Genomic DNA, 23346 nt, shown 5'->3' with positions numbered 1-23346 from the left:
AGTACTCTGTGAATACGCGGAAGCTATGCTGTTTTCACAAGTTGTGTAAACAGCTCGATAGGGTGATCAGAGAAGCCTCATGAGCAGTCCGCACCGCAGTGCCGCGCGCATCCAGATCGGCACCTCGCTGCGCCGCATGCGCGAGGAGCTGGACCTGCCCCGCGAGCACGCCGCCGAGGTGCTGGACTGCACCGTCACCAAGATCGGCAACATCGAGACCGCCGTCAGCGGCGTCAAGTACGCCGAACTGGAGAAGCTGCTCGACCTCTACCGCGCCGACGAGGCGACCCGCGACGACCTGCTCGGCCTCAACACCGACGCCAACCGCCGCCGTCGCCGCAGCAAGCGCGGCGGGGTCATCGTGCCGTGGCTGCGCCGCATCCTCGACGTCGAGGCGAGCGCGACCGAGGTCCTGTACTCGTCGTTCGAGCTGGTCCCGGCCGTCCTCCAGACCGAGTCGTACGCCCGCGCGCTGATGACCGCCGTCGGCCTGACCGAGGAAGCGCTGGAGAAGAACCTCGAACTGCGCCTCGGCCGCCGCGCCCTGCTGACCGACCGGCAGCCGCCGCTGAAGCTGTGGGCGGTGATCGCCGAACCCGCGCTCCGGGCCGGCATCGGCGGCCCGGAGGTCATGCGCGAGCAGCTCGGACACCTGCTGGCCATGACCGAGCGGGAGAACGTCGTCGTGCAGGTGATGCCGCGGGGAGCCGGGGCGCACGCGCTCACCGGCACTACGCTGACCCTGTTCCGGCTGCCCGAAGGACTCCCGTCCCTGATCGGCGTCGACATGCCGTACGGGGACAACTTCGTCGACAACCCGGCCCAGGTGGAGAAGACCATCCGCTGGTTCGACTTCACCAGGACCAAGGCGCTGGGGGTCGAGGAGAGCCGCGAACTCCTGATCCGGATCACGGAGGAGACCAGATGAGCTTGCAGCCCGGTGTGTGGACCAGGTTCAGCGGCGGTGGTTCCAACTGCGTGGAAGTCCTGCGGACGGACGACGAGGTGCTGGTGCGCAACTCGAACCGCCCGGAAGAAGCCCCACAGCGGTTCACCTTCACCGAGTGGGACTTCTTCACGCGCGGCGCGAAGCTGGGTGTGTTCGACCTGTAGGCCGGTTACCGCCGGAAGCTGATCTGGAGGGTCGGGGCGGAGGTCTCGGCGAAGAAGTCGTTGCCCTTGTCGTCGACCACGACGAACGCGGGGAAGTCCTCCACCTCGATCTTCCAGACCGCCTCCATGCCCAGCTCGGGGTACTCCAGCACCTCGACCTTGCGGATGCAGTCCTGCGCGAGCCGCGCCGCCGGGCCGCCGATCGACCCCAGGTAGAAGCCGCCGTGCGTCCGGCAAGCGTCGGTGACCTGCTTGGACCGGTTGCCCTTGGCCAGCATGACCATCGACCCGCCCGCCGCCTGGAACTGCTCGACGTAGGAGTCCATGCGGCCGGCCGTCGTCGGCCCGAACGACCCGGACGCGTAACCCTCGGGCGTCTTGGCCGGACCGGCGTAGTACACCGGGTGGTCCTTGAGGTACTGCGGCATCGGCTCGCCCGCGTCCAGGCGCTCCTTGATCTTGGCGTGCGCGATGTCGCGCGCCACGACCAGCGGACCGGTCAGCGACACCCGGGTCTTCACGGGCAGCTTCGACAGGGTCTCCCGGATCTCGGCCATCGGGCGGGTCAGGTCGATCTTCACGACCTCGTCCGACAGGTCCTCCCCCTGCACGTCCGGCAGGAAGTGCGCCGGGTCGCGCTCCAACTGCTCCAGGAAGATGCCCTCGGGCGTGATCTTCGCCTTGGCCTGCCGGTCCGCCGAGCACGACACGGCGATGCCGACCGGGCAGGACGCGCCGTGCCGCGGCAGCCGGATGACGCGCACGTCGTGGCAGAAGTACTTGCCGCCGAACTGGGCGCCGATGCCGAAGTCGCGGGTCAGCTCCAGCACCTGCTGCTCCAGGTCGACGTCCCGGAACGCGTGCCCGAGCGGCGAGCCCTCCGTGGGCAGGCCGTCGAGGTAGCGGGCGGACGCGAGCTTGGCGACCTTCAGGTTCTGCTCCGCCGAGAGGCCGCCCACGACCACCGCGAGGTGGTACGGCGGGCACGCGGCCGTGCCCAGCGAGCGCAGCTTCTCGTCCAGGAACCTCGCCAGCCGCGTCGGGTTCAGCAGCGCCTTGGTCTCCTGGTACAGGAACGTCTTGTTCGCCGAGCCGCCGCCCTTGGCCATGAACAGGAACTCGTACTTCGGCTCCACGCCCGGCGCGGTGAACAGGTCGATCTGCGCGGGCAGGTTGGTGCCGGTGTTCCGCTCGTCCCAGAACGTCGTCGGCGCCATCTGGGAGTAGCGCAGGTTCAACTCCTGGTACGCCTCGAAGATGCCCCGGGACAGGGCTTCCTCGTCGGTGCCTCCGGTCAGCACGGACTCGGTGCGCTTGCCCATCACGATCGCGGTGCCGGTGTCCTGGCACATGGGGAGCACGCCGCCCGCGGAGATGCACGCGTTGCGCAGCAGGTCCATGGCGACGAACCGGTCGTTGCCGCTGGCCTCCGGGTCGTCCACGATCGCGCGCAGCTGCGCCAGGTGCGACGGGCGCAGCAGGTGCTGGATGTCCCGGATCGCCTCCTTGGCGAGCAGCGTCAGCGCCGCCGGCTCGACCTGGAGGAACGTGCGGCCGGCCGCCTCGACGACCGACACGCCGTCCGGTGTCACCAGCCGGTAGTCGGTGTGGTTGTCCTTGGCCAGCGGCAGGACGTCGGTGTACTGGAACGTGGTGGTGGGCACAGCGGGCACGTCGCGGGCTCCCTTGCGCGCTTCGGGTTCCGCCGAACCTATACCGATCACGCCGCCGCGTCCGCGTCCCCGTGGTGTGATTCGCGTCGTGGTCCACAGCCTCACCAAGCGGCAGCTGCCCGCCGGCGAACTCGACACCCTGCTCCACCGCGCGGTGGGGCGGCGCCTGTCCTCGCACGTCGAGCTGACCGGGGGCATGTTCAACACCGCCTACCGGCTCACCGCCGACGACGGGCGCGAGTACGTGCTGAAGGTCGCGCCGCCGCCGGGCGTGCCGCTGCTCACCCACGAGCACGACCTGATGCGCACCGAGGGGCTGGCGTTCCGGCTGATGGCCGAGCGGGGCGTGCCGGTGCCGGAGGTGCTGCTGCACGAGGACGACGTGCTGCTGATGACCGCCCTGGACGGCGTGCCGTGGCACGGGGCGGACCTGTCCGACACCGAGCGGGCCGCGCTGCGCCACGAGCTGGGCACGATCGTCCGGCGGCTGCACGGCGTGACGGGGGAGCGGTTCGGCTACCCCCACGGACCGGGCGGGACGACGTGGCGCGAGGCGTTCGGGCGCATGGTGGACGCGGTGCTCGCCGACGCCGACCGGTTCGGCGTGGAGCTGCCCGACGTGCGGCCGGTGTTCGCGGCGGGGGCGGACCTGCTGGACGAGGTGACCACGCCGGTGCTGGTGCACGGCGACCTGTGGGAGGGCAACGTCTTCGTCGCCGACGGGCGCGTGGAAGGGCTGATCGACCCCGAGCGGGCGTTCTTCGGCGACCCGCTGGCCGAGCTCGTGTCGGTGGCGCTGTTCACCGAGCCGGACGCCGACTACCTCGCCGGGTACGGCAAGGAGGGCTTCACCGGGGCCGAGGCGGCGCGCCTCGCGCTGTACCGGGCGCACCTGTGCCTGGTGATGATCGTGGAGGGCGTGCCGCGCGGCTACGCCGGCGAGGAGCGCGACGCGCACGTGGCGTTCTTCCGCGCCAAGCTCGCCGAGTACCTGGCGCTGTAGGGGCGGGACGCGGAAGGCCGGGCCGGCCCCCGACCGCCCCGACCTTCCTCAGCGTGCGACCCCCCGCGAAATGGCGCGGGGAGTCGCATGGCTCGTGTACCGCACGACCGTGCCGTGACCGCAGTCACAAGTCAATGCTGCCGAACGGGTGACGACCCCGTCCGCCTGCCGCGACCCGACTGGGTCAGCTGGCGTAGGCGCGCAGCTTGGCGGCCCGATCGCCCTGCCGCAGCTTCGACATGACCTCGCGCTCGATCTGCCGCACCCGCTCGCGGGACAGGCCGAACTGCTTGCCGATCTGGTCCAGCGTGCGCGGCTGGCCGTCCTCCAGGCCGTAGCGCAGCCGGATCACGGCCTGCTCGCGCGGCTCCAGCGTCGCCAGGACCCGGCGCAGGTCGTCCTGCAACAGGCCGGAGATGACCGCGCTCTCCGCGTCGGTGGCGTCGGAGTCCTCGATGAAGTCGCCCAGCGGGGCGTCCTCCTCGGCTCCGACGGGCATGTCCAGGCTGACCGGGTCGCGCGCGTGGTCGAGCAGGTCCGAGACCTTCTCCGGCGTCAGGCCCGACTCCTTGGCCAGCTCCTCGCGCGTGGCCTCGCGGCCCAGCTGCTGGTGCAGGTCGCGCTTGATCCGGGCGAGCTTGTTGACCTGCTCCACGAGGTGGACGGGCAGCCGGATCGTGCGACCCTGGTCCGCCATTCCCCGCGTGATCGCCTGCCTGATCCACCAGGTGGCGTAGGTCGAGAACTTGAATCCCTTGGTGTAGTCGAACTTCTCCACGGCGCGGATCAAACCCAGGTTGCCTTCCTGGATGAGATCGAGCAGCGGCATTCCCCGACCGGTGTATCGCTTGGCCAGCGATACGACGAGACGCAGATTCGCTTCGAGGAGGTGGTTCTTCGCCACGTGGCCGTCGCGGATCAACGCGCGCAGTTCCCGTTGACGCAGATCGGACAGACCGGACCTCGTCTCCAGCTTGTGCTGCGCGAAGACACCCGCCTCGATCCGCTTCGCGAGTTCCACTTCGTCGGCCGCGGTCAGCAGCGCTGTCTTGCCGATGCCGTTCAGGTAGACCCGAACCAGGTCGGCGGCCGGTCCCTGGGCGTCGAGGTCCAACTCGGCGCTCGTGGTGGTCGTGTCGTTCCCGACCTGGCGGTCGAGGACCTTCGGGACGGTCATGGAGCTCCCTCCCCCTTGTCGCGGGCTGGCAGTGCGGTCGTGTCGCGCACTCCGCGCTGCGCTGCGCGGCTCACCTTTCGGTGCCTGACACTGAGGAGAACGCAAACCGGCCCGAAATGGTTCCCGCTCCCCACGCCCTTCAAGACGTCACTGCCGTCACAGCGGTTGCGCCGCGAATCCTGAGGATTGCCTGAGAGAGGGTCTAGAGTTCGACCAACACGGTGAACGGACCGTCGTTCACACTCCGTACGGACATCGCCGCCCCGAACCGTCCTGTTTGTACGCGGGCGCCCTTGCGGCGCAGTTCCGACACCACCGCTTCGACCAACGGCGCGGCGTGCTCCGGCCGGGCGGCGGCCGTCCAGGACGGCCGCCTGCCCTTGCGCGTGTCGCCGTAGAGGGTGAACTGGCTGACGACGAGGAGCGGTGCGCCGGTGGTGGCGCACGACTCCTCGTCCCGCAGCACCCGCAGCTCGTGCAGCTTGCGGGCCATCACCGACGCCTTGTCGGCGGTGTCGTCGGCGTGGATGCCCAGCAGCACCAGCAGGCCCGGCTCGTCGACCGCCCCGACGACCTCGCCCTCCACCACGACGGACGCTTCTGTGACGCGTGCCACAACGGCCCTCACGCGGGCACGACCATCCCGTGCCGCACCAGCTCCCGCACCACCGGCACCACGGCCTCGGTCAACGCCTCCTCGTCCAGGTCGTGGGCGTAGGCGAGCAGCGTGACCAGGTCCTCCAGCGGCAGGGCGCCGCGGAAACCCGCGAGCAGCCGCGCCGCGGTCTCGTCCAGCTCGTGCTGCCACCCCGGCCCGTCGGTGCGGTGCAGGCGGCGCACCACGGACGACCAGCCGTCCTCCACCGGCGCGGACACCTCCTCCAGCAGCACCGTCCCCGGCACGGTGAACCGGGTGGCCAGCAGGTCGGCGTTCGACCGCGCCCGCAACCACGCGACCCGGTCCAGCCAGGCGGCCGACTCGGGGCCCAGCGGGTCGTCGTAGGCGTGGCGCAGGTCTTCGCACACCACCTCGGCGTGCGCCTCCTCGGTGCGGCGCAACGTGACGAAGCCGAAGCCGATGCCCTCCACGTCGTTCTCGGCGAACCAGTCGAGCCACCGCGACGCCTTCGCCCGGCCCTCGGCGCTGCGCGGGTCGACGCCCGCGTCGCGCAGCCACGTGCCCACGTACAGGGTCGGGTCGGCCACGTCGCGCTGCACGAACCACGCGTCCACCCCGCCGCGCGGCAGCCAGCCGCTCACCCGGTCCGCCCAGTCCTCGCCCCGCCTGTGCACCCAGGACGCCAGCAACTGCCCCACGCCGCCCTCGTTCAGGAACGCGGGCAGCTGGCGCACGACCAGCGCGCTCGCGTCGTCACCGGCCAGGCCGGAGTCGCGGTAGACGTAGTCGACGCGCGGCGGCCCCACCACGAACGGCGGGTTGCACACGACCTGGTCGAACCGGCGGCCCCGCAGCGGGCCGAACCACTCTCCCTGCCGCAGCTCCACGTCCAGCTCGTTGATGCGGAACGTGCCCCTGGCCAGCGCCAGCGCCCGTTCCGACAGGTCCGTGGCGGTGATCCGCCGGGCGTGCCGGCTCGCGTGCAGCGCCTGCACCCCGCACCCGGTGCCGAGGTCGAGGAGGGTGTCGACGGGCCGCCGCGACGTGGCGCGGGCCAGGCTGATCGAGGCGTGGCCGACGCCCAGCACGTGGTCGGCGGGCACCGGTCCACCCCGCTGGTCGGAGTCCAGGTCTGCGATCACCCACCAGGAGCCCTCGTCGTCGCCGTAGGGCCGGATGTCGAGCCCGGCGCGCAGCCGGTCGCCGTCCCCGCGCAGCACCTCGGCCTTGATCGCGTCGTCGAGGTCCACCCCCGGCAACGCGGCCCGGACGGCCCGCTCGTCCTCGGCGTCGCCGAGCAGGAACAGGCGGATCAGCGTGCCGAGCGCCCCGGAGTCCTCGGTCATCCGCCGCGCGGCCTCGGGCTCACCCCGGCCGAGCGCGGCGTGCGCCTGCGGTCCGAGGGCGTCGACCACCCCGTCCGCGTCGTAGTCGGCGGCCCGGAACGCCTCGCGCAGCCTGGTGGTCAGTTCGGTGGAGAGATCGGGAAGCACCCCCCAATCCTCCCGCGAGTCGTAAGTCCACACCGCGCGAGTCCAGCGTTCGCGCCTCGCGAGTCGTACGTTCACGATCCCCGTGTTCTTCACTGGCGAGTAGGTAAGGGGTCGTGGGCGCATGGCACGCGGGTCGTGAACGTAGAACTCGCGGGCCGTGAACGCACGACTCGCGGGGCGCGGGCTTACGACTCGCGGGTCAGGGGTGGGGGAGGACGGCCAGGGCGACGGCCATCGCCAGGCGCTGGTCCGGGTCGTCCAGCGGCACGGTCGTCACCTCGCACATCCGCTGCATCCGGTACCGCAGGGTGTTCGGGTGCACGGACAGCGCCCGCGCCGCCTCCCGCGCGTCGCCCTGCGCCGCCAACCACGCCCGCAACGTCGCCGCGTACCGCGTGCCGTGCGCGACGTCGTGCCGGACCAGGTCGGCCACCGGCCCCCGCGTCGGCACCCGCCCCGCCTCGGCGACCCCCGCCAACCTGCGCAGCAGCACCCGCGACCACGCCTCGTCGTAGGCCACCGGCTCCCCGGTCGACAGGGCCAGGCACTCGTCGGCCTCCGACCTGGACGCGTCGAGCGACCCGGCGTCCGCCCGCCCCCCGATCCCGGCCCGCGCGGTCACCCCGTCGGGCAGCTCCCGCCCCAGCGCCCGCACCCACTCCAGCGCCGCCGACGGGTCGTCCCCGCACGGCAGCACGGTGTAGAGCACGTTGCCGAACAGCGCCGACCGCCCCGGCCGCGACCAGCCGAACCCGGCCGTGGCCCGGGAGAACGCGAGCAGCGCCGCCCCGTGCTCACCGTCGTCCGCGCGCGCCAGCACGGCGATCACCCGCAGGTCCGTCGAGGGCAGCCCCAACCGCGCCAGCGAACCGGGCAGGCCCGCGTCCAGCGCCTCGATCACCAGGTCGGCCTCGGCCTGCCGCTCCAGGTCGGCCGACGCCCGCGCCCGCAGCAGGTGCAGCGCCGCCGTGCGCGCCCCGTCCACCAGCGCCGCCCGGCGCGCGGGGTCCGCCTCCACGTCCACCTCGACCCACACCGACCCCAGCAGCTCGGGCCCCGCCCGCACGGCCGCCACCAGCCGCCCGCCCAGCTGCTCGGTCAACTTCGGCACGAACAGCGGCTCGTCCGACCGCGCCAGGTGCGCGAACACGCCGTAGGAGTCCAGCGCCCGCCACGCCTCCTCCGGCACCCGCCGCCCCAGGATGGTCTGCACCCGCACCGGGTCCACGTCCTGCTGCCGGTACGAGTAGGCCAGCACCCGGGACTGCTGGTCCTCGATCGTCACCGGCCCGCCGACGACCGCCGCGATGGCGTCGGCCACCGCGAACAGGTCGCCCGCGCCCTGCCCGCCCAGCACGAGCGTCTGCGCGACGTTCGCCAGCTGCCCCCACGGCACCGACGGGTCCACCAGCAGCACCGCCGCCCCCGACCGGCGCGCGGCGGCGAGGACCCGGTCGTCCAGGGGCGGCGACCCGTGCAGCACGACGGCCGCCGCGGACGTGCCCGCCACCAGCCGGGCCGCGGCCGACGGCGACGGCACGCCCAGCCCGAGAAGCACGTCGTCCGGCGCGGCGGGAGTCTGCTCCGCCGGGTCGTGCAGCGCCACGCCGCGCAGGTCAACGCCCCGGCCGCGCGGCGCGCAGCACAGGTGCGTGCCCAGGCTCCCGAGCACGTCCACCAGCCGATCCAGCGCCACCACGTGCGGATCGTCCGGCACGGGGCCGAACGGCCGCAACCGCGTCGCGAATCACCCCCCGGCCGTTGTGTCGGAGCGGGCGCGCGGTGGGACCATGGGTGCATTGGAGGTGATGTCGTGACCAACCCCGAGCGCGACAGCACACCGGTGCTCATCACCGAGGCCGCTCCCTCCTACGAGGAGCAGGTCGCCGCGCGCAAGCGCAAGTACGCGATCATGATGGGTGCCCGAATCCCCTGCCTGCTGCTGGCCATGGTCTTCTACCAGACCTGGTGGCTGGCGCTGGCGCTGATCGTGCTCTCCGTCCCGCTGCCCTGGATGGCCGTGCTCATCGCGAACGACCGACCTCCGCGCAAGGCGGAGAAGGCCAACAAGTTCGTCAAGGAGCACCGCGCCGTCGAGGCACGACCGCACCAGGTCATCGAGGGCTGACCCCCGGGGGGCGCCGAGGCTGGGCGCCCACCGAGGACACGGCGCGCGCCGCCGCGGTCACGCCGCCCACCAGGGCGTCGTGCCGCGACGCGCCGCCGAGCCACGCCGCCAGCAGGCCCGCGTCGAACGCGTCGCCCGCACCCGTCGAGTCCACGCACTCCACGTCCAGCGCGGGCACCGACCGCACCCCGTCGGCGTCCACCCAGCTCGCGCCGCCCGCGCCGGCCGTCAGCGCCACCGCGCCCACCACGTCCAGCAGGTCCGCCGCCGACGCCGGGTCGGCCGAGCCGGTCAGCGCCGCCAGTTCCTCGCTGTTGGGCAGCAGCAGGTCCACGCCACGCAGGTCGTCCAGGAACCCGTCGTAGACCAGGGCGGCCGACTGCGGGTCGACCGACGTGGTCAACCCCGCCTCCCGCGCCGCCTCCAGCGCCGCCACCCCGGCGGCCCGCGACGACGCGTCCAGCAGCACGTAGCCGGACAGGTGCAGGTGCGCCGCGCCCGCCAGCAGACCGGGGTCCACGTCGCCCGGCGCGAACCGGGCGTTGGCGCCCCGGTCGGGCAGCATCGTGCGCTGGCCCGCGTCGTCGACCAGCACCACCACGCAGCACGTCGCCGCTTCCGGGTCCACGGCGAACGCGCACCGCACGCCCACCCCGGTCAGCTCGGCGTGCACCTGGCGGCCCGCCGAGTCCGCGCCGACCCGGGTGACCAGCACCGGCGACGCGCCGCACGCGGCCAGCCACACCGCCGTGTTGGCGCCCGCGCCGCCGGGTTCGATGGTCACCTTCGCCCGGCTGTCGCCGCCGTGCACGATGGGGCCGGAGTGCCGGGCGACCACGTCCAGCCCGGCGTCCCCGACCACCACGACCCGCGTCACGCCGACAGCTCCACCGCGACCCGGGCGGCCAGGCCCGCGTTGCTCACCACCAGCTCCTCGTTGGCGTCGAGGCTCACCCCGCCGCTGGCCGTGTGGAAGTGCTCCAGCAGCACCGGCGTGACCTCCTTGCCCGTCACGCCCCGCTCCACGAGCAGCCGCAGCCCTTCCTCCAGCAGCCGCTCGTGCAGGTCGGAGGGCATCTCGAAGTCCTCCGGGATCGGGTTGGCCAGCAGCACGCCCGCGTCACCGGGCACGGTCCGGTGCGCCGCGACCACGGCCGCCGCCTCCGCCGGGGTGTCCACCCGCCACGGCACGCCGAACGCCGACTCGCGCCGGTAGAACGCGGGGAAGCGGTCCGTGCGGTAGCCCAGCACCGGCACCGAGCGGGTCTCCAGCAGCTCCAGCGTCGCGCCCATGTCCAGGATCGACTTCACGCCGGAGCACACCACCAGGATCGGTGTCGTGGCGAGCACGTCCAGGTCGGCGGACACGTCCCAGGTGTCCCGCGCGCCGCGGTGCACCCCGCCCAGGCCGCCGGTCGCGAACACCCCGACCCCGGCGGCGTGCGCCAGCGCGGCCGTGCTCGCCACCGTCGTCGCGCCGTCGCGGCCCAGCGCGATGGCCGCGCCCAGGTCCCGCCGCGACAGCTTCACCAGGTCGCGGGCGGGGTCGCAGACGACGTCCAGCTCGTCGGCGGTCAACCCGACCTTCGGCACACCGCCCAGCACGGCGATCGTCGCGGGCACGGCGCCCGCGTCGCGGACGACGCGTTCGAGGCGCTCGGCGACCTCGCGGTTGCGGCCGGGCGGCAGCCCGTGGGACAGGATCGTGCTCTCCAGCGCGACCACCGGCCGGTTCTCGGCCAGGGCGGTGCGGACCTCTTCGGTGATGCTCGGCGTACTCACGAGGGGCCATCATCCCAGGTAAGCTGGGGACGTGAGCACGCAGACTCTTCCCGAGGTGGAGACCCGGCCGGAAGGCACGGACCACACCGGGGACGACACCCCGAAGATGTTCCACTACGTGCGCAAGGCCAAGATCGCGGAGAGCGCGGTCATGGGCACGCACGTGGTGGCGCTGTGCGGCGAGGTCTTCCCGGTGACCAAGTCGCCGAAGCCCGGCTCCCCCGTCTGCCCGGAGTGCAAGAAGATCTACGACGGTCTGCCCAAGGGCGGCGGCGAGTAGCGACCGACCACGCGGGGCCCGGCCCCTCGCACCGGCGAGGGGCCGGGCCCCGCGGCGCGCGCCGGACCCGGGCCGGTCAGTCCGGGAGGCCCTGTCCGCGCCGCGCGGGCGGGGGCTCCCGCTTCGGCTCCACCGGCAGCCGCTCGGTGTGGTTGGTGTCCATCGGCGACGGCGCCGTCGTGGGCGGGGGTTCGGCGGGCCGCCGTTCGGGCACGGCCGCGTGCTCGGGCGGCACCGGCCCGCCCTGCCAGGCCCGCTTGCCCTCGTCGTTGCGGATGCGCTCGGCGGCCCGCTCGATCTCCAGGCGCTGCCAGCGCCGCCGCTGCCGCCGCGTCATGCGCGCGGGCCACAGCTCCTGCAACGCGCTGTTGAAGTACGCGCCCAGGTTGATCGCCAGCCCGATGAAGTACGCGAACAGCAGGAACGCGATGGGCGTGGCCAGCGCGCCGTAGGTGTAGCCCGTCGTGGTGATCCACGTGATGTAGAGCCGCAGCCCGACCGACGACAGCAGGAACACCGCCATCGCCAGCACCGCGCCCGGCAGCAGGCGGTGCCACGGCAGCTTGTTCGGCAGCGCCAGCTTGTAGAGCGTGGCCAGCGCCAGCACGAGCAGCACGCCGATGCCCGGGTAGTAGGTCGCGCCCAGCCACCCGCCGAGCGTCGGTTCCCACGAGTCCGGGAAGAGCTGGATCAGGATGTCCGGGCCCAGCGCCAGCACCGGCAGGCCGATGATCAGCAGCACCAGGCTGGCCATGTAGAGCAGCAGCGCGAAGATCCGCTGCCACACCTCGTTGCGCACGCCGTACTGGTCGTGCGCGGCGGTGATCGCGTCGACGAACGACGACATCGCCGACGAGCCCGCCCACAGCGAGATCAGGAAGCCGATCGAGACGATCTCGCCCTTGGCGGTGGTGAGGATCTGGTCGACGGTGGGCGCGATCACGTCGTTGACGACGTCCGGGCTGAAGATCGTCCGGCAGAACGAGAGGATGCGGTCCTTCGCCGCGTTGACGACCTCCGGTCCCAGCCAGACGCCGATCCAGCCCAGGCTGCCGAGCAGGCCCAGCAGCAGCGGCGGGAAGGACAGGGTCTGCCAGAAGGCGGCCTCCGCCGACTCGGAGAAGATCGACTTCTCCCACGCCTTGGCCCACGTGCGCGCCAACAGCCGCAGGGGGCCCCTGCGGCCGGTCCTGCGTGCCTCGTCGTCCCTAGGCGAACCCATCGCGTGGTCAAGCATGGTGCATCCGGAGCGTTTTCGCGCCATCGGCGACGGTGCGTCGTCCGGGCAGCGGGTAGGCTGTCGATGCCCTCGACGGTCACCCGCACCGAGGGCATTCGCATGCTTGCCGTCGCTGATCAGCGCAGGAGGGGTTCGAGGTTGTCGCAACCGCAGGTCGTCGCGACCCGTCCCCTCCGCGCCTGGCAGCGCCGCGCGCTCACGAAGTACCTGGCCGCGAAGCCCAAGGACTTCCTGGCCGTCGCGACCCCCGGCGCGGGCAAGACGACGTTCGGCCTGCGCGTCGCGGCCGAACTGCTCGCCGACCGCACGGTCGAGTCGGTCACGATCGTCACGCCCACCGAGCACCTCAAGCACCAGTGGGCCAAGGCCGCGGCCGAGGCGGGCATCGCGATCGATTCGAACTTCCGCAACACGATGGCCGTCACCTCCCGCGACTACCACGGCGTGGCGCTCACCTACGCGCAGGTCGCGGCCCACCCGATGCTGCACCGGGTGCGCACCGAGAACCGCAAGACCCTCGTGCTGCTCGACGAGATCCACCACGGCGGCGACGCCAAGTCGTGGGGCGACGCGATCCGCGAGGCGTTCACGCCGGCCGTGCGGCGGCTGTGCCTGACCGGGACCCCGTTCCGGTCGGACGACTCGCCGATCCCGTTCGTCAACTACGAGCCCGGCCCGGACGGCGCGATGCGCAGCCGGGCCGACCACTCCTACGGCTACTCCGACGCCCTGCGCGACGGCGTGGTCCGGCCGGTGATCTTCCTGGCCTACTCGGGCGAGGCGGCGTGGCGCACCAGCGCGGGCGAGGAGTTCTCCGCGCGCCTGGGCGAGCCGCTGACCCAGGAGCAGACCGCGCGGGCGTGGCGGGTCGCCCTGGACCCCAGCGGCGAGTGGATGCCGTCGGTGCTCAAGGCCGCCGACGTGCGCCTCAGCCAGCTGCGCAACGGCGGCATGCCCGACGCGGGCGGCCTGGTGATCGCCACCGACCAGACCGTCGCCAAGGCGTACGCCGAGGTGCTCAAGCGCACCACCGGCCACGACGCGACGCTCGTGCTCTCCGACGACCCGAAGGCGTCGGGCCGCATCGCCGAGTTCGCCGCCTCGCAGGAGCGCTGGCTGATCGCGGTGCGCATGGTGTCGGAGGGCGTCGACGTGCCGCGCCTGGCGGTGGGCGTCTACGCCACCAGCGCCTCGACGCCGCTGTTCTTCGCGCAGGCCGTCGGCCGGTTCGTGCGGGCGCGGGCCAAGGGCGAGACGGCGAGCGTGTTCCTGCCGAGCGTGCCGGTGCTGCTGGGCCTGGCCAGCGAGCTGGAGGCGCAGCGCGACCACGTCCTGGGCAAGCCGCACCGGGAGAAGGACGGCTGGGACGACGAGCTGATGTCGGCCGCCAACCGGGTGCAGGACGAGCCGGGTGAGGAGGAGCGGGCGTTCACGTCGCTGGGCGCCTCCGCGGAGCTCGACCAGGTGATCTACGACGGCTCGTCGTTCGGCACGGCGGCGTTCGCGGGCAGCGACGAGGAGCAGGAGTACCTGGGGCTCCCGGGCCTGCTGGAGCCGGACCAGGTGCGTGCCCTGCTGCGCCAGCGCCAGGAGAAGCAGCTCGTCGAGGCCACCAGGCGGAACGCGACGGCGGCCCCGGCGGCCCCCGCGCCCGCGCCGCGCCCGGCGGGCGTGCAGGAGCGGTTGGCGCAGCTCCGCAAGGAGCTGAACACCCTGGTCGCGATGCACCACCACCGCACCCGCAAGCCGCACGGCAAGATCCACAACCAGCTGCGCGAGTACTGCGGCGGCCCGCCCACGGCGATGGCCAGCATCGAGCAGCTCGAAGAGCGCATCGCCACCCTGCGCTCCTGGTAGGGGCAGCGCCCGCCGCACGGCGGGGATCGCGTCCGCTTCACCACCACTTCACGCTCGGCTACAGTGACCCCGGTCACCTCGCTGTGCGGCGTCAAGATCGCCGGGCGGTCACCCGGTTGTCGCCCGCAACAAACCCCTGTTACGCCGAAGGTGACCCCGGGTAACGGACTACGGCATTCGATGTAGTCAGATGTCCGTTCGGTTACCTGCCCGTTAGCGCATCGTGCCCTCTTTATCGGTCAAGTGTGCTTCCGGTCACCGCACTCGGGGGCATACGTTGTGCGCCACAACATTTACGCACCTGCGTGAAAGGATGGCGGATGCGCAGCAAGAGCCTCGCTCTCATCGCCGCAAGCACGGGCCTTGCCTTGGCCATGACGGCATGTGGCGCCAACACGTCCACCGGTGGCACCGACACCTCGGGCACCAACACCTCCAGCGCCTCCGGCGGCGGCGAGAAGGTCGGCGTGATCCTCCCGGAGACGAAGTCCTCCGCGCGCTGGGAGGGCTTCGACAAGCCCCTCCTGGAGGCCGCGCTGAAGGCCGAGGGCCTGGACGCCGACATCCAGAACGCCCAGGGCGACGTGCAGAAGTTCTCGACCCTCGCCGACGGCATGATCAACGCCGGCGTCAAGGTCCTGATCATCGCCACGCCCAACAGCGAGGTCGGCGCCTCGGTCGCGCAGAAGGCGCAGTCGCAGGGCATCGCGGTCATCGACTACGACCGCCTCAACCTGGGCGGCACCTCCGACTACTACGTCTCGTTCGACAACGAGAAGGTCGGCGAGCTCCAGGGCCAGGGCCTCGTGGACGGCCTCGCGGCGCTCGCGCCGGGCAAGAAGCCCGCCGAGGTCATCGAGATCGAGGGCGCCCCGACCGACAACAACGCCACCCTGTTCTACAACGGCCAGCAGAAGGTGCTGAAGCCCAAGTACGACTCGGGCGACCTCAAGCTGGTCCAGTCGCAGCCGATCCCGGACTGGGACAACCAGCAGGGCGGCGTGACCTTCGAGCAGATCCTCACCGGCAACGGCCAGAAGGTCGACGGCGTCGTGGCCGCCAACGACGGCCTCGCCGGCGCGATCATCACCGTGCTCAAGAAGTACGGCCTGAACGGCAAGGTGCCGGTCACCGGCCAGGACGCCACCCCCGAGGGCCTGCAGGCCGTCATGCGCGGCGACCAGTTCATGACCGTCTTCAAGCCGATCGCCGAGGAGGCGCAGGCCGCCGCCAAGCTCGCCGGCGCCCTCGCCAAGGGCGACACCGCCGCCGCCGACGCGCTGGCCACCGGTTCGGTCGAGGACAGCAAGGCCGGCCGCACCGTCAAGTCGGTCCTGCTCGAGGCGCAGATGATCACCAAGGACAAGGTGAAGACCGTGGTCGACGCGGGCTTCGTCAAGGCCGGCGAGATCTGTGGCGGCGACCTCGCCGCCGTCTGCACCGAGCTCGGCATCAAGTAGTCAAGGCTCGCGCCGGGGCGGGGTGCCAGCGCAAGCGCACCCCGTTCCGGCGCACCCACGCGTGTGGGCACAAACGGAGGAAACCAGTGAGCGAGCCGATCCTCGAGCTGCGCGGCGTCAACAAGAGCTTCGGACCCGTGCACGTCCTGCACGACATCGACTTCGCCGTGCACCCGGGACAGGTCACCGCGCTCGTCGGCGACAACGGCGCCGGCAAGTCGACGTTGGTCAAGAGCATCGCGGGCATCCACCCGATGGACTCGGGCCAGGTGCTGTTCAACGGCCGCGAGGTCACCATCCACGGCCCGCGCGAGGCCGCGGACCTGGGCATCGAGGTCGTCTACCAGGACCTCGCGCTGTGCGACAACCTCGACATCGTGCAGAACATGTTCCTCGGCCGGGAGCGCGGCAAGCTGGGGATGCTCGACGAGGCCGACATGGAGCAGGCCGCCCGCAAGACGCTGACGTCGCTGTCGGTGCGCACCGTCAAGTCGGTCCGCACCCAGGTGTCGTCGCTGTCCGGCGGTCAGCGGCAGACCGTCGCCATCGCCAAGGCCGTGCTGTGGAACAGCAAGGTCGTGCTGCTCGACGAGCCCACCGCCGCCCTCGGCGTCGCGCAGACCCGCCAGGTCCTCGACCTGGTGCGCCGCCTCGCCGAACAGGGCCTCGGCGTCGTGCTGATCAGCCACAACATGAACGACGTCTTCGAGGTCGCCGACCGCATCGCCTGCCTCTACCTGGGCCGCATGGCCGCCGAGGTCAACACCAAGGACGTCACGCACGGCCAGGTGGTCGAGCTGATCACCGCCGGCCGCTCCGGGGACCTGGGCATCGCCCGACCCGAATCCGCCACCATCTGATGCCGGCGCACCAGGCTCACCAGCCGCAGAACGAGGAACGAGCATGACCAACACCACGAGCGAGACGTCGCCCAAGGACGCCCCGGGCGCGATCTCCGACTTCGGCATCGACACCACCTCCCAGTCGACCGGCGAGGCCGTCCGCGACTACTTCGCCCGCGTCAGGGGCGGTGAGCTGGGCTCCCTGCCCGCGCTGCTGGGCCTGGTCGTCCTGCTGATCGCCTTCAGCTCCATGGCCGACACCTTCCTGACCCTGGGCAACATCGCGAACCTCCTCGCCCAGGGCGCGAGCATCGTCATCATCGCCATGGGCCTGGTCTTCGTGCTGCTCCTGGGCGAGATCGACCTGTCCGCGGGCACCGCCTCCGGCGTGACCGCCTCCGTCATGGCGCTGCACCTGGTCAACAACGGCAACCTGCTCGGCGGCATGGGCGACACGGTCTTCTACGCGTTCTGCGCCTTCCTCGCGCTGGCCGTCGTGCTGGCCGGGATCATGCGCATCTGGCCCGGCGCCGCGCTGGCCGCCATCGCGCTCGTCATCGCGCTCGTCGGCGTCCCCGCCAACCCGTGGGTCGAGATCCTGCTCGCCATCTGCGTCGGCACCGCCATCGGCTCCATCACCGGCTTCCTCGTCGCGAAGGTCGGCATCCCCTCGTTCGTGGTGACCCTGGCGCTGTTCCTGGCCTGGGGCGGCGTGGTCCTCCAGTTCATCGGCGAGGGCGGCACGCTCGGCCTGCGCAACGACGTGCTCTTCAACGTCGCCAACGGAAACCTCGACACCGCGGGCTCGTGGGCCCTGTTCGCCATCGCCGCGGGCGGCTACGCCGCCGTCGTGCTCGGCCGCCACTTCAGCAGGCTGCGCAAGGGCCTGGTCGCCCAGCCCACCCCGATGATCCTGATCAAGGTCGGCATCGTGGTCGTGCTGGCCGCGGCCGCCACCTACGCGCTCACCCTCAACCGGTCCGTCAGCCCCCGCGTCGTCATCGCCGGCGTGCCGTACGTGGTGCCGATCGTGCTGCTGCTGCTGGTCATCGGCACCTTCGTGCTGGAGCGCACCCGCTACGGCCGCCACGTCTACGCCGTCGGCGGCAACAAGGAAGCCGCCCGCCGCGCGGGCATCAACGTCGCCCAGATCCGGATGAGCGTGTTCGTCATCGCCTCCTCCCTGGCCGCGATCGGCGCGATCGTCTACTCCTCCAAGGTCGGCTCGGTCGACCCGAACGCCGGTGGCGGCAACACGCTGCTCCTCGCGGTCGGCGCGGCCGTCATCGGCGGCACGTCCCTGTTCGGCGGCAAGGGCCGGCTGCGCGACGCCGTCATCGGCGGCGCGGTGCTGGCGATCATCCAGAACGGCATGGGCCTGCTCCGGCAGCCCGCCGCGGTCGTGTTCATCGTGACGGGCCTCGTGCTGCTGCTCGCGGCGAGCGTCGACGCGCTGTCCCGTCGCCGGGCGGCCACCGCCGCCCGCTGACGTGAGCACACCGACCGCGGGAGCACGCCCGGACGAGGTCCGCAGGCACAACCGCACGGCGCTGCTGCGCCGGCTGCACGTGGACGGACCGTCCACCAGGGCGTCGCTCGCGGCTGAGCTCGGGCTCAACCGCAGCACCATCAAGGCCCTGGTGGACGGCCTGGCCGAGTCGGGCGTCGTCGCCGAGCGGGTGCCCGCGCAGCGCTCCGGCGCGGGCCGCCCGTCCCTGCTGGTCCTGCCGCAGCCGCAGGCCGCCGTCGTGATGGCCATCGACATCCGCGTCGAGCAGGTGGCGATGGCCATGGTGGGCCTCGGCGGCGACATCCTCGGCCGCGACTCGTGGAACCTGCACCAGCGGTCCCGCGACCCCGGCGAGGTCATCACGCACATCGCCGACTCGGCGAAGCTGCTGGCCGACGAGCTGGACCTCCAGGCGGTCGGCGTCGGCGTGTCCGTGCCCGGCGTCGTCCGCCGCCACGACGGCCTCGTCCACGAGGCGCCCAACCTGCACTGGACCGACGTGGCTCTCGGGCAGCGCCTCTCCGCGGTCCTCAAGGTGCCCGTGCAGGTCGGCAACGACGCCGAGCTGGGGGCCCTCGCCGAGCACGTGCGCGGCGCCGCCCGCGGCTCCTCCGACATGGTCTACATCTCCGCCGACGTCGGCATCGGCGGCGGCGTCATCTCCAGCGGCCAACCGCTGCGCGGAACCGGCGGCTACGTCGGCGAACTCGGCCACATGGTCGTGCGCCCCGGCGGCCGGCGCTGCTACTGCGGCTGCCAGGGCTGCTGGGAGACCGAGGTGGGGGAGCCCGCCCTGTGCCGGGCGCTGGCCCTGCCCGAGAACGCCCCGCGCGGCGCCGTGGTGGCCGAGCTGCGGGCCCTCGCGGGCTCGCCGGACACCGTCGCCCACCGCCTGGGCGAGTTCACCGAGTGGCTCGCCATGGGCCTGGTGACCGTGGTCAACATGCTGGGCCCCGAACTGGTGGTGCTGGGCGACCTGTTCACCGCGCTGCCCGAGTCGCTCGTCGACCAGCTGCGCCGCACCGTGCAGAAGCGGTCCCTGGTGTCCCGCGCCGTCGGCGGCACCCGCATCGTGTCCTCGCCGCTCGGTCGCGACGCCAAGCTCGTCGGCGCCGCCGAACTGGCCTTCGAACCCGTGCTGGGCGAGGTCTGAGCGGCTCCAGGAGCCTCGGGAACCCCTGGAAGTGCAGGGGGGCGGGGACCCGCTGAGGGTCCCCGCCCCGGACGGCCAGGGTGCTACGGGCCCCGTCAGGGCCCGTGCTGTTCAGCCCTGCTGCAACTCGGCAGCGAGCTCACGCAGCTTCGTGCTGTGCTCGCGGGCGTGGTGCCCGCAGAACAGCAGCTCGCCCCCGGAGGGGAGCACGGCGCGAACCTGGGCGGCAGCCCCGCAGCGGTCGCAGCGGTCGGCAGCGGTCAAAGCGGGGCGGGTGAGCGTGGTAGTCATGGAAATCTCCCTCCGTCCCGGCACCGGGGATCGGTGCCCTCACACCTAGCTGCGACCACTTCGCATCTGGCTGATGTGCCGTGTTCGCTGCTTCCACTCTTGCAGACGCACGGGCGTAAGTCAGTGTTCCCTGGGCCGTGGCGACCCGCGTCACTCCCGATTTACCCGTCACACAGGTAGTTCGAACCTCGCAGGACCACCGGTTCGATCGGTTTTCGCTCACGTTCCGTTGTGCCGGCAACGGTTTCATGACCTGCGGATACGTCGTTGGACGCACGTCCGCTGCTCCGAACGGTGGGTGGTCGCCGACCGTCGCTGTGATCGGTAACACTTTGGTCAGCCCAGAGCGAACACGCCTCCGAGTTCCACGATCCGGACGGTCCACGTCCGGTTCACGGCCCGGCAACCGGGTCCGAACGCGACGGTGCCCCGGCCTGGAAGCAGGCCGGGGCACCACCGGTGGAACCTGGTCGGACTAGTCGAGGTAGTCCCGCAGGACCTGCGACCGCGACGGGTGGCGCAGCTTCGACATCGTCTTCGACTCGATCTGCCGGATGCGCTCGCGCGTCACCCCGTAGACCTGACCGATCTCGTCCAGCGTGCGCGGCTGGCCGTCGGTGAGGCCGAACCGCAGCCGCACGACACCCGCCTCGCGCTCGGACAGCGTCGCCAGCACCGACTGGAGCTGGTCCTGGAGCAGCGTGAACGACACCGCGTCCACCGCCACGACGGCCTCGGAGTCCTCGATGAAGTCACCGAGCTGGCTGTCGCCCTCGTCACCGATGGTCTGGTCCAGCGAGATGGGCTCCCGGGCGTACTGCTGGATCTCCAGCACCTTCTCCGGGGTGATGTCCATCTCCTTGGCCAGCTCCTCCGGAGTGGGCTCGCGACCCAGGTCCTGGAGCAGCTCGCGCTGGATGCGACCGAGCTTGTTGATGACCTCGACCATGTGCACCGGGATGCGGATGGTGCGGGCCTGGTCGGCCATGGCGCGGGTGATCGCCTGGCGGATCCACCAGGTGGCGTACGTGGAGAACTTGTAGCCCTTGGTGTAGTCGAACTTCTCCACTGCGCGGATCAGGCCGAGGTTGCCCTCCTGGATCAGGTCCAGGAACGCCATGCCGCGACCCGTGTAGCGCTTGGCCAGCGACACCACCAGGCGGAGGTTGGCCTCCAACAGGTGGTTCTTGGCGCGCTCACCGTCCCGCACGATCCACCGCAGGTCGCGGCGCAGCTGCGGGGTCAGCTTCTCCTGCTCGTCCTCGGCGCGGCGGACCCGCTCCGCGGCGTAGAGGCCGGCCTCGATGCGCTTGGCGAGCTCGACCTCCTCCTCCGCGTTGAGCAGGGCGACCTTGCCGATCTGCTTCAGGTAGGCGCGGACGGAGTCGGCCGACGCGGTGAGCTCGGCGTCCTTGCGGGCCTGCCGCAGGGCTTCCGACTCCTCCTCGTCCCAGACGAAGTCGCCTTCGCCGGGCTTGGCGGTCTCCTCCTCGGCGGGCTCCTCCTCGACCGGCTCGTCGATCAGTTCGACGTCGTCGACCAGGTCTTCGCCGTCGGGACCGCCTTCGAGGTCCTCGGGCTCGTCGCCCTCGGCCCCCTTCTTCACCTTGCCCGGGGCGGCGGCCTTGGCGGCCGTCTTGCGCGGTGCCCGCGTGGCCGTCTTGGCCGCCGCGGCGGTCTTCGCCACCGGCTTCTTGGCCGGGGCCTTCCTCGCCGAGGTGGCCTTGGGCGTGTCCTCGGCGTCAGCCTTAGCTGCCTGGGTCGTCTTCGCGGCTGCCACGTACGCCCTTTCGCGACTGTCGATCAAGGCAAACCGAAGGGCGCGAACCTCGGTCGCCGGAGTACGGGGGACCCCCGCCGGATCGTTCGTCAGCGGGGCACCGTTCCATTGTAACGACGAGAATCGCGTGCCGTTGCGCCCCGGCGTCCCCCGGAGTGGTCCGGCACGCGTTCTCGCAGCTAGAAGGGCCGCGAAATCAGTGGACCAGGCCGTGTGCGGCGGCGAAGGCCGCCCCGACGATGCCCGCGTCGTTCTTCAGCGCCGCGGCGACCACCTCGGTGCGGACCTCCAGCAGCGGCAGCCACTTCTCCGCCTTCTTGCTGACCCCGCCGCCCGCGATGACCAGGTCCGGCCAGATCAGGTTCTCCAGGACGTTCATGTAGCGCGACACCCGCGGCGCCCACTCGGCCCAGCTCAGGTCCTTGTCCTCCTTGACCGACGCCGCCGCGCGCTTCTCCGCGTCGTGGCCGTCGACCTCCAGGTGGCCGAACTCGGTGTTCGGGACGAGCTTGCCGTCCAAGAAGAGGGCGCTGCCGATGCCGGTGCCGAAGGTCAGCAGGACCACCAGGCCGTCCCGGTCCCGGCCGGAACCGAAGCGCATCTCCGCGATGCCCGCGGCGTCGGCGTCGTTCATGACGACGACCTGCTCCTTGGACCGGCCGAGCCGCTCGGCGAACAGTTGCGCCGCGTCCGTGCCGATCCACTTCTTGTCGACGTTCGCGGCGCTGTGCGCGACGCCGTGCTTGACCACGCAGGGCAGGGTGACGCCCACCGGCCCGTCCCAGCCGAACTTGTCGACGATCTCGGCGACCACGTCGGCGACCGCGTCCGGCGTCGACGGCTGCGGCGTGTTGATGCGCAGGCGTTCCCCGTCCAGCGCACCCGCCTCCAGGTCCACGAGCCCGCCCTTGATGCCGGAACCGCCGATGTCCACGCCGAACCCGCGGGTCATGCCCATCCCCGTGGTCCCTTCCTACTCGATTCAGTAACCGTGGCCGCAGACACTAGCCTGCACTTCTCCGATAGTCCCGTGAGAGTGACGCAGGAGGAACAGTTGCGTTTCGATCCGCGCTCGCTGGTCGACGTCGCCGTGCTCGTGGCACGTGAGGCGGGGTCGCTCGCCCTGACGACGCGCGAGGCCGCCGTCGCCGACGTCGACACCAAGTCCACCATCACCGACGTGGTGACGGCCGCCGACCGGGCCGCCGAGCGGCTCGTGCGCGAACGGCTCGCGTCACTGCGCCCCGGCGAGCCGGTGATCGGCGAGGAAGAAGGTGGTCAGGCCGCCGCCGAGGGCCTGACGTGGGTCGTGGACCCCATCGACGGCACGGTCAACTACCTGTACGGCATCCCCCACTACGCCGTCTCGATCGCCGCCCAGGTGGACGGCGAGTCGATCGCGGGGGCGGTGCACGAACCCGCGAGCGGCCGCACCTGGACCGCCGCGCGGGGCGGCGGGGCCTGGCTCGACGGTCGGAGGCTCCAGGTCAACGACGTCACCCGGTTGGACGTCTCCCTCCTGGGTTACGGCTTCGCCTACCGGGCGGACCGGCGGCAGCGGCAGGCCGAGACGTGGGCGGAGCTGGCCACGAAGGTCCGCGACATCCGCCGGGCGGGCGCCGCGTCGCTGGACCTGTGCGCCGTGGCCGCCGGGCGGTTGGACGCCTACGCCGAGCACGCGCTGGGCCGGTGGGACTGGGCGGCGGGGGCGTTGCTGGCCCGTGAGGCGGGGGCGGTCGTGAAGGTGCCGGGCGAGGCGCCGGAGCTGGGGGCGGACGCCACGTTCGCGGCCGCGCCGGGGATCGCCGACGCGCTGTACGCGGCCCTCGTGGACGCCGGCTTCGCCAAGGTCTGATCCGGCCCGCCGCGCCCACCTGCGGCGACCCGCCTGCCGCCGAACCCCCGCACAACCGCCTGTGGCCCCGCGGCCCGGCGGGCCGCCGCG

22 protein-coding genes are annotated in these 23346 nt (G+C 72.0%); 11 read left to right on the top strand and 11 right to left on the bottom strand.

The genetic code is table 11. The annotated features are described in order from the left end of the window. The first annotated feature begins 79 nt into the window (after positions 1-79). Positions 80-928, top strand: a complete 849-nt coding sequence (locus CKY47_RS17260) for a helix-turn-helix domain-containing protein (protein WP_306746863.1) — start codon at positions 80-82, stop codon at positions 926-928. Continuing rightward, the gene (locus tag CKY47_RS17255) at positions 925-1113 is read left to right on the top strand and encodes a DUF397 domain-containing protein (RefSeq protein WP_306746862.1); all 189 of its coding nucleotides are present in this window, start codon (positions 925-927) and stop codon (positions 1111-1113) included. Before CKY47_RS17260 ends, CKY47_RS17255 begins: the two co-directional genes overlap by 4 nt. A 5-nt stretch (positions 1114-1118) precedes the next feature. On the opposite strand, the gene CKY47_RS17250 is transcribed toward CKY47_RS17255, so the two are convergent. Continuing rightward, a complete protein-coding gene (locus CKY47_RS17250) occupies positions 1119-2786 on the bottom strand; it encodes a fumarate hydratase (protein WP_306746861.1) in 1668 nt (555 codons plus the stop codon). Between the two features lie 88 nt (positions 2787-2874). Here CKY47_RS17250 and CKY47_RS17245 point away from each other — a divergent pair, with 88 nt between their 5' ends. Further along, positions 2875-3789, top strand: a complete 915-nt coding sequence (locus CKY47_RS17245; RefSeq protein ID WP_306746860.1) for a phosphotransferase family protein — start codon at positions 2875-2877, stop codon at positions 3787-3789. Between the two features lie 184 nt (positions 3790-3973). Here the strand turns inward: CKY47_RS17245 and CKY47_RS17240 are convergent, their stop codons facing one another. The 4 genes from CKY47_RS17240 to CKY47_RS17225 form a co-directional block, all read right to left on the bottom strand. Further along, positions 3974-4966: a sigma-70 family RNA polymerase sigma factor gene (locus tag CKY47_RS17240; protein WP_306746859.1), complete on the bottom strand. Its 993-nt coding sequence runs from the start codon at positions 4964-4966 to the stop codon at positions 3974-3976. Between the two features lie 202 nt (positions 4967-5168). Continuing rightward, on the bottom strand, positions 5169-5594 hold the full coding sequence (gene dtd, locus CKY47_RS17235) for a D-aminoacyl-tRNA deacylase (protein ID WP_306746858.1): 426 nt from the start codon (positions 5592-5594) through the stop codon (positions 5169-5171). After that, positions 5591-7078: a DUF7782 domain-containing protein gene (locus tag CKY47_RS17230; protein ID WP_306746857.1), complete on the bottom strand. Its 1488-nt coding sequence runs from the start codon at positions 7076-7078 to the stop codon at positions 5591-5593. Before CKY47_RS17230 ends, dtd begins: the two co-directional genes overlap by 4 nt. A 199-nt stretch (positions 7079-7277) precedes the next feature. After that, a complete protein-coding gene (locus tag CKY47_RS17225) occupies positions 7278-8777 on the bottom strand; it encodes a PucR family transcriptional regulator (protein WP_306746856.1) in 1500 nt (499 codons plus the stop codon). A gap of 114 nt (positions 8778-8891) precedes the next feature. Here CKY47_RS17225 and CKY47_RS17220 point away from each other — a divergent pair, with 114 nt between their 5' ends. Then, positions 8892-9206 carry a DUF3099 domain-containing protein gene (locus CKY47_RS17220; protein ID WP_306746855.1) on the top strand — a complete coding sequence of 105 codons (315 nt, stop codon included), beginning with the start codon at positions 8892-8894 and terminating at the stop codon, positions 9204-9206. Here CKY47_RS17220 and CKY47_RS17215 read toward each other — a convergent pair. Together CKY47_RS17215 and CKY47_RS17210 are read right to left on the bottom strand one after the other, a co-directional pair. Continuing rightward, positions 9193-10083, bottom strand: coding sequence for a carbohydrate kinase family protein (locus CKY47_RS17215; RefSeq protein ID WP_306746854.1), 891 nt, complete (start codon positions 10081-10083; stop codon positions 9193-9195). The two genes, CKY47_RS17220 and CKY47_RS17215, sit on opposite strands and share 14 nt — an antisense overlap. Then, positions 10080-10988: a pseudouridine-5'-phosphate glycosidase gene (locus CKY47_RS17210; protein WP_306746853.1), complete on the bottom strand. Its 909-nt coding sequence runs from the start codon at positions 10986-10988 to the stop codon at positions 10080-10082. Before CKY47_RS17210 ends, CKY47_RS17215 begins: the two co-directional genes overlap by 4 nt. Positions 10989-11019: 31 nt before the next feature. Here CKY47_RS17210 and CKY47_RS17205 point away from each other — a divergent pair, with 31 nt between their 5' ends. Continuing rightward, positions 11020-11268 carry a DUF3039 domain-containing protein gene (locus tag CKY47_RS17205; RefSeq protein WP_141978007.1) on the top strand — a complete coding sequence of 83 codons (249 nt, stop codon included), beginning with the start codon at positions 11020-11022 and terminating at the stop codon, positions 11266-11268. Positions 11269-11344: 76 nt separating this feature from the next. On the opposite strand, the gene CKY47_RS17200 is transcribed toward CKY47_RS17205, so the two are convergent. Beyond that, entirely contained in the window at positions 11345-12490 is a 1146-nt protein-coding gene (locus CKY47_RS17200) for a YihY/virulence factor BrkB family protein (protein ID WP_371320686.1), read from the bottom strand. A 117-nt stretch (positions 12491-12607) separates the two neighbouring features. Between CKY47_RS17200 and CKY47_RS17195 the strand changes: the two genes are divergently transcribed. The 5 genes from CKY47_RS17195 (at position 12608) to CKY47_RS17175 (ending at position 19330) form a co-directional block, all read left to right on the top strand. Further along, a complete protein-coding gene (locus CKY47_RS17195; RefSeq protein ID WP_371320685.1) occupies positions 12608-14365 on the top strand; it encodes a DEAD/DEAH box helicase in 1758 nt (585 codons plus the stop codon). Between the two features lie 320 nt (positions 14366-14685). Next, positions 14686-15825, top strand: coding sequence for a sugar ABC transporter substrate-binding protein (locus tag CKY47_RS17190; protein WP_306746850.1), 1140 nt, complete (start codon positions 14686-14688; stop codon positions 15823-15825). 86 nt (positions 15826-15911) lie between these two features. Then, the gene (locus CKY47_RS17185; RefSeq protein WP_306746849.1) at positions 15912-16685 is read left to right on the top strand and encodes an ATP-binding cassette domain-containing protein; all 774 of its coding nucleotides are present in this window, start codon (positions 15912-15914) and stop codon (positions 16683-16685) included. A gap of 43 nt (positions 16686-16728) precedes the next feature. Then, complete coding sequence (locus CKY47_RS17180) at positions 16729-18156, top strand: sugar ABC transporter permease (protein WP_306746848.1); 1428 nt, start codon at positions 16729-16731, stop codon at positions 18154-18156. Position 18157: 1 nt separating this feature from the next. Next, positions 18158-19330, top strand: a complete 1173-nt coding sequence (locus tag CKY47_RS17175) for an ROK family transcriptional regulator (protein ID WP_306746847.1) — start codon at positions 18158-18160, stop codon at positions 19328-19330. A 111-nt stretch (positions 19331-19441) separates the two neighbouring features. Here CKY47_RS17175 and CKY47_RS17170 read toward each other — a convergent pair whose 3' ends face one another. The 3 genes from CKY47_RS17170 to ppgK all read right to left on the bottom strand — a co-directional run bounded on the left by CKY47_RS17170 (position 19442) and on the right by ppgK (position 22359). After that, positions 19442-19621 carry a DUF7455 domain-containing protein gene (locus tag CKY47_RS17170; protein ID WP_015800348.1) on the bottom strand — a complete coding sequence of 60 codons (180 nt, stop codon included), beginning with the start codon at positions 19619-19621 and terminating at the stop codon, positions 19442-19444. A 475-nt stretch (positions 19622-20096) separates the two neighbouring features. Further along, complete coding sequence (locus CKY47_RS17165; RefSeq protein ID WP_306746846.1) at positions 20097-21401, bottom strand: RNA polymerase sigma factor; 1305 nt, start codon at positions 21399-21401, stop codon at positions 20097-20099. A 196-nt stretch (positions 21402-21597) separates the two neighbouring features. Further along, a complete protein-coding gene (gene ppgK, locus CKY47_RS17160) occupies positions 21598-22359 on the bottom strand; it encodes a polyphosphate--glucose phosphotransferase (protein ID WP_306746845.1) in 762 nt (253 codons plus the stop codon). Positions 22360-22455: 96 nt separating this feature from the next. Between ppgK and CKY47_RS17155 the strand changes: the two genes are divergently transcribed. Continuing rightward, on the top strand, positions 22456-23256 hold the full coding sequence (locus tag CKY47_RS17155) for an inositol monophosphatase family protein (protein WP_306746844.1): 801 nt from the start codon (positions 22456-22458) through the stop codon (positions 23254-23256). Positions 23257-23346 lie beyond the last annotated feature (90 nt).

Source organism: Saccharothrix longispora, assembly GCF_030852425.1.
Taxonomy (GTDB): domain Bacteria; phylum Actinomycetota; class Actinomycetes; order Mycobacteriales; family Pseudonocardiaceae; genus Actinosynnema; species Actinosynnema longispora.
Note: the sequence above shows the minus strand (reverse complement) of the source record. Positions and strands in the feature narration are given on the sequence as shown.

Excerpts from the sequence above, each read along its gene's own strand:
- CKY47_RS17200 (WP_371320686.1), bottom strand. The coding sequence starts at position 12,490 with ATGGGTTCGCCTAGGGACGACGAGGCACGCAGGACCGGCCGCAGGGGC.
- CKY47_RS17195 (WP_371320685.1), top strand. The coding sequence starts at position 12,608 with ATGCTTGCCGTCGCTGATCAGCGCAGGAGGGGTTCGAGGTTGTCGCAA.
- CKY47_RS17260 (WP_306746863.1), top strand. The coding sequence starts at position 80 with ATGAGCAGTCCGCACCGCAGTGCCGCGCGCATCCAGATCGGCACCTCG.
- CKY47_RS17240 (WP_306746859.1), bottom strand. The coding sequence starts at position 4,966 with ATGACCGTCCCGAAGGTCCTCGACCGCCAGGTCGGGAACGACACGACC.
- CKY47_RS17180 (WP_306746848.1), top strand. The coding sequence starts at position 16,729 with ATGACCAACACCACGAGCGAGACGTCGCCCAAGGACGCCCCGGGCGCG.
- CKY47_RS17190 (WP_306746850.1), top strand. The coding sequence starts at position 14,686 with ATGCGCAGCAAGAGCCTCGCTCTCATCGCCGCAAGCACGGGCCTTGCC.
- ppgK (WP_306746845.1), bottom strand. The coding sequence starts at position 22,359 with ATGGGCATGACCCGCGGGTTCGGCGTGGACATCGGCGGTTCCGGCATC.
- CKY47_RS17170 (WP_015800348.1), bottom strand. The coding sequence starts at position 19,621 with ATGACTACCACGCTCACCCGCCCCGCTTTGACCGCTGCCGACCGCTGC.
- CKY47_RS17255 (WP_306746862.1), top strand. The coding sequence starts at position 925 with ATGAGCTTGCAGCCCGGTGTGTGGACCAGGTTCAGCGGCGGTGGTTCC.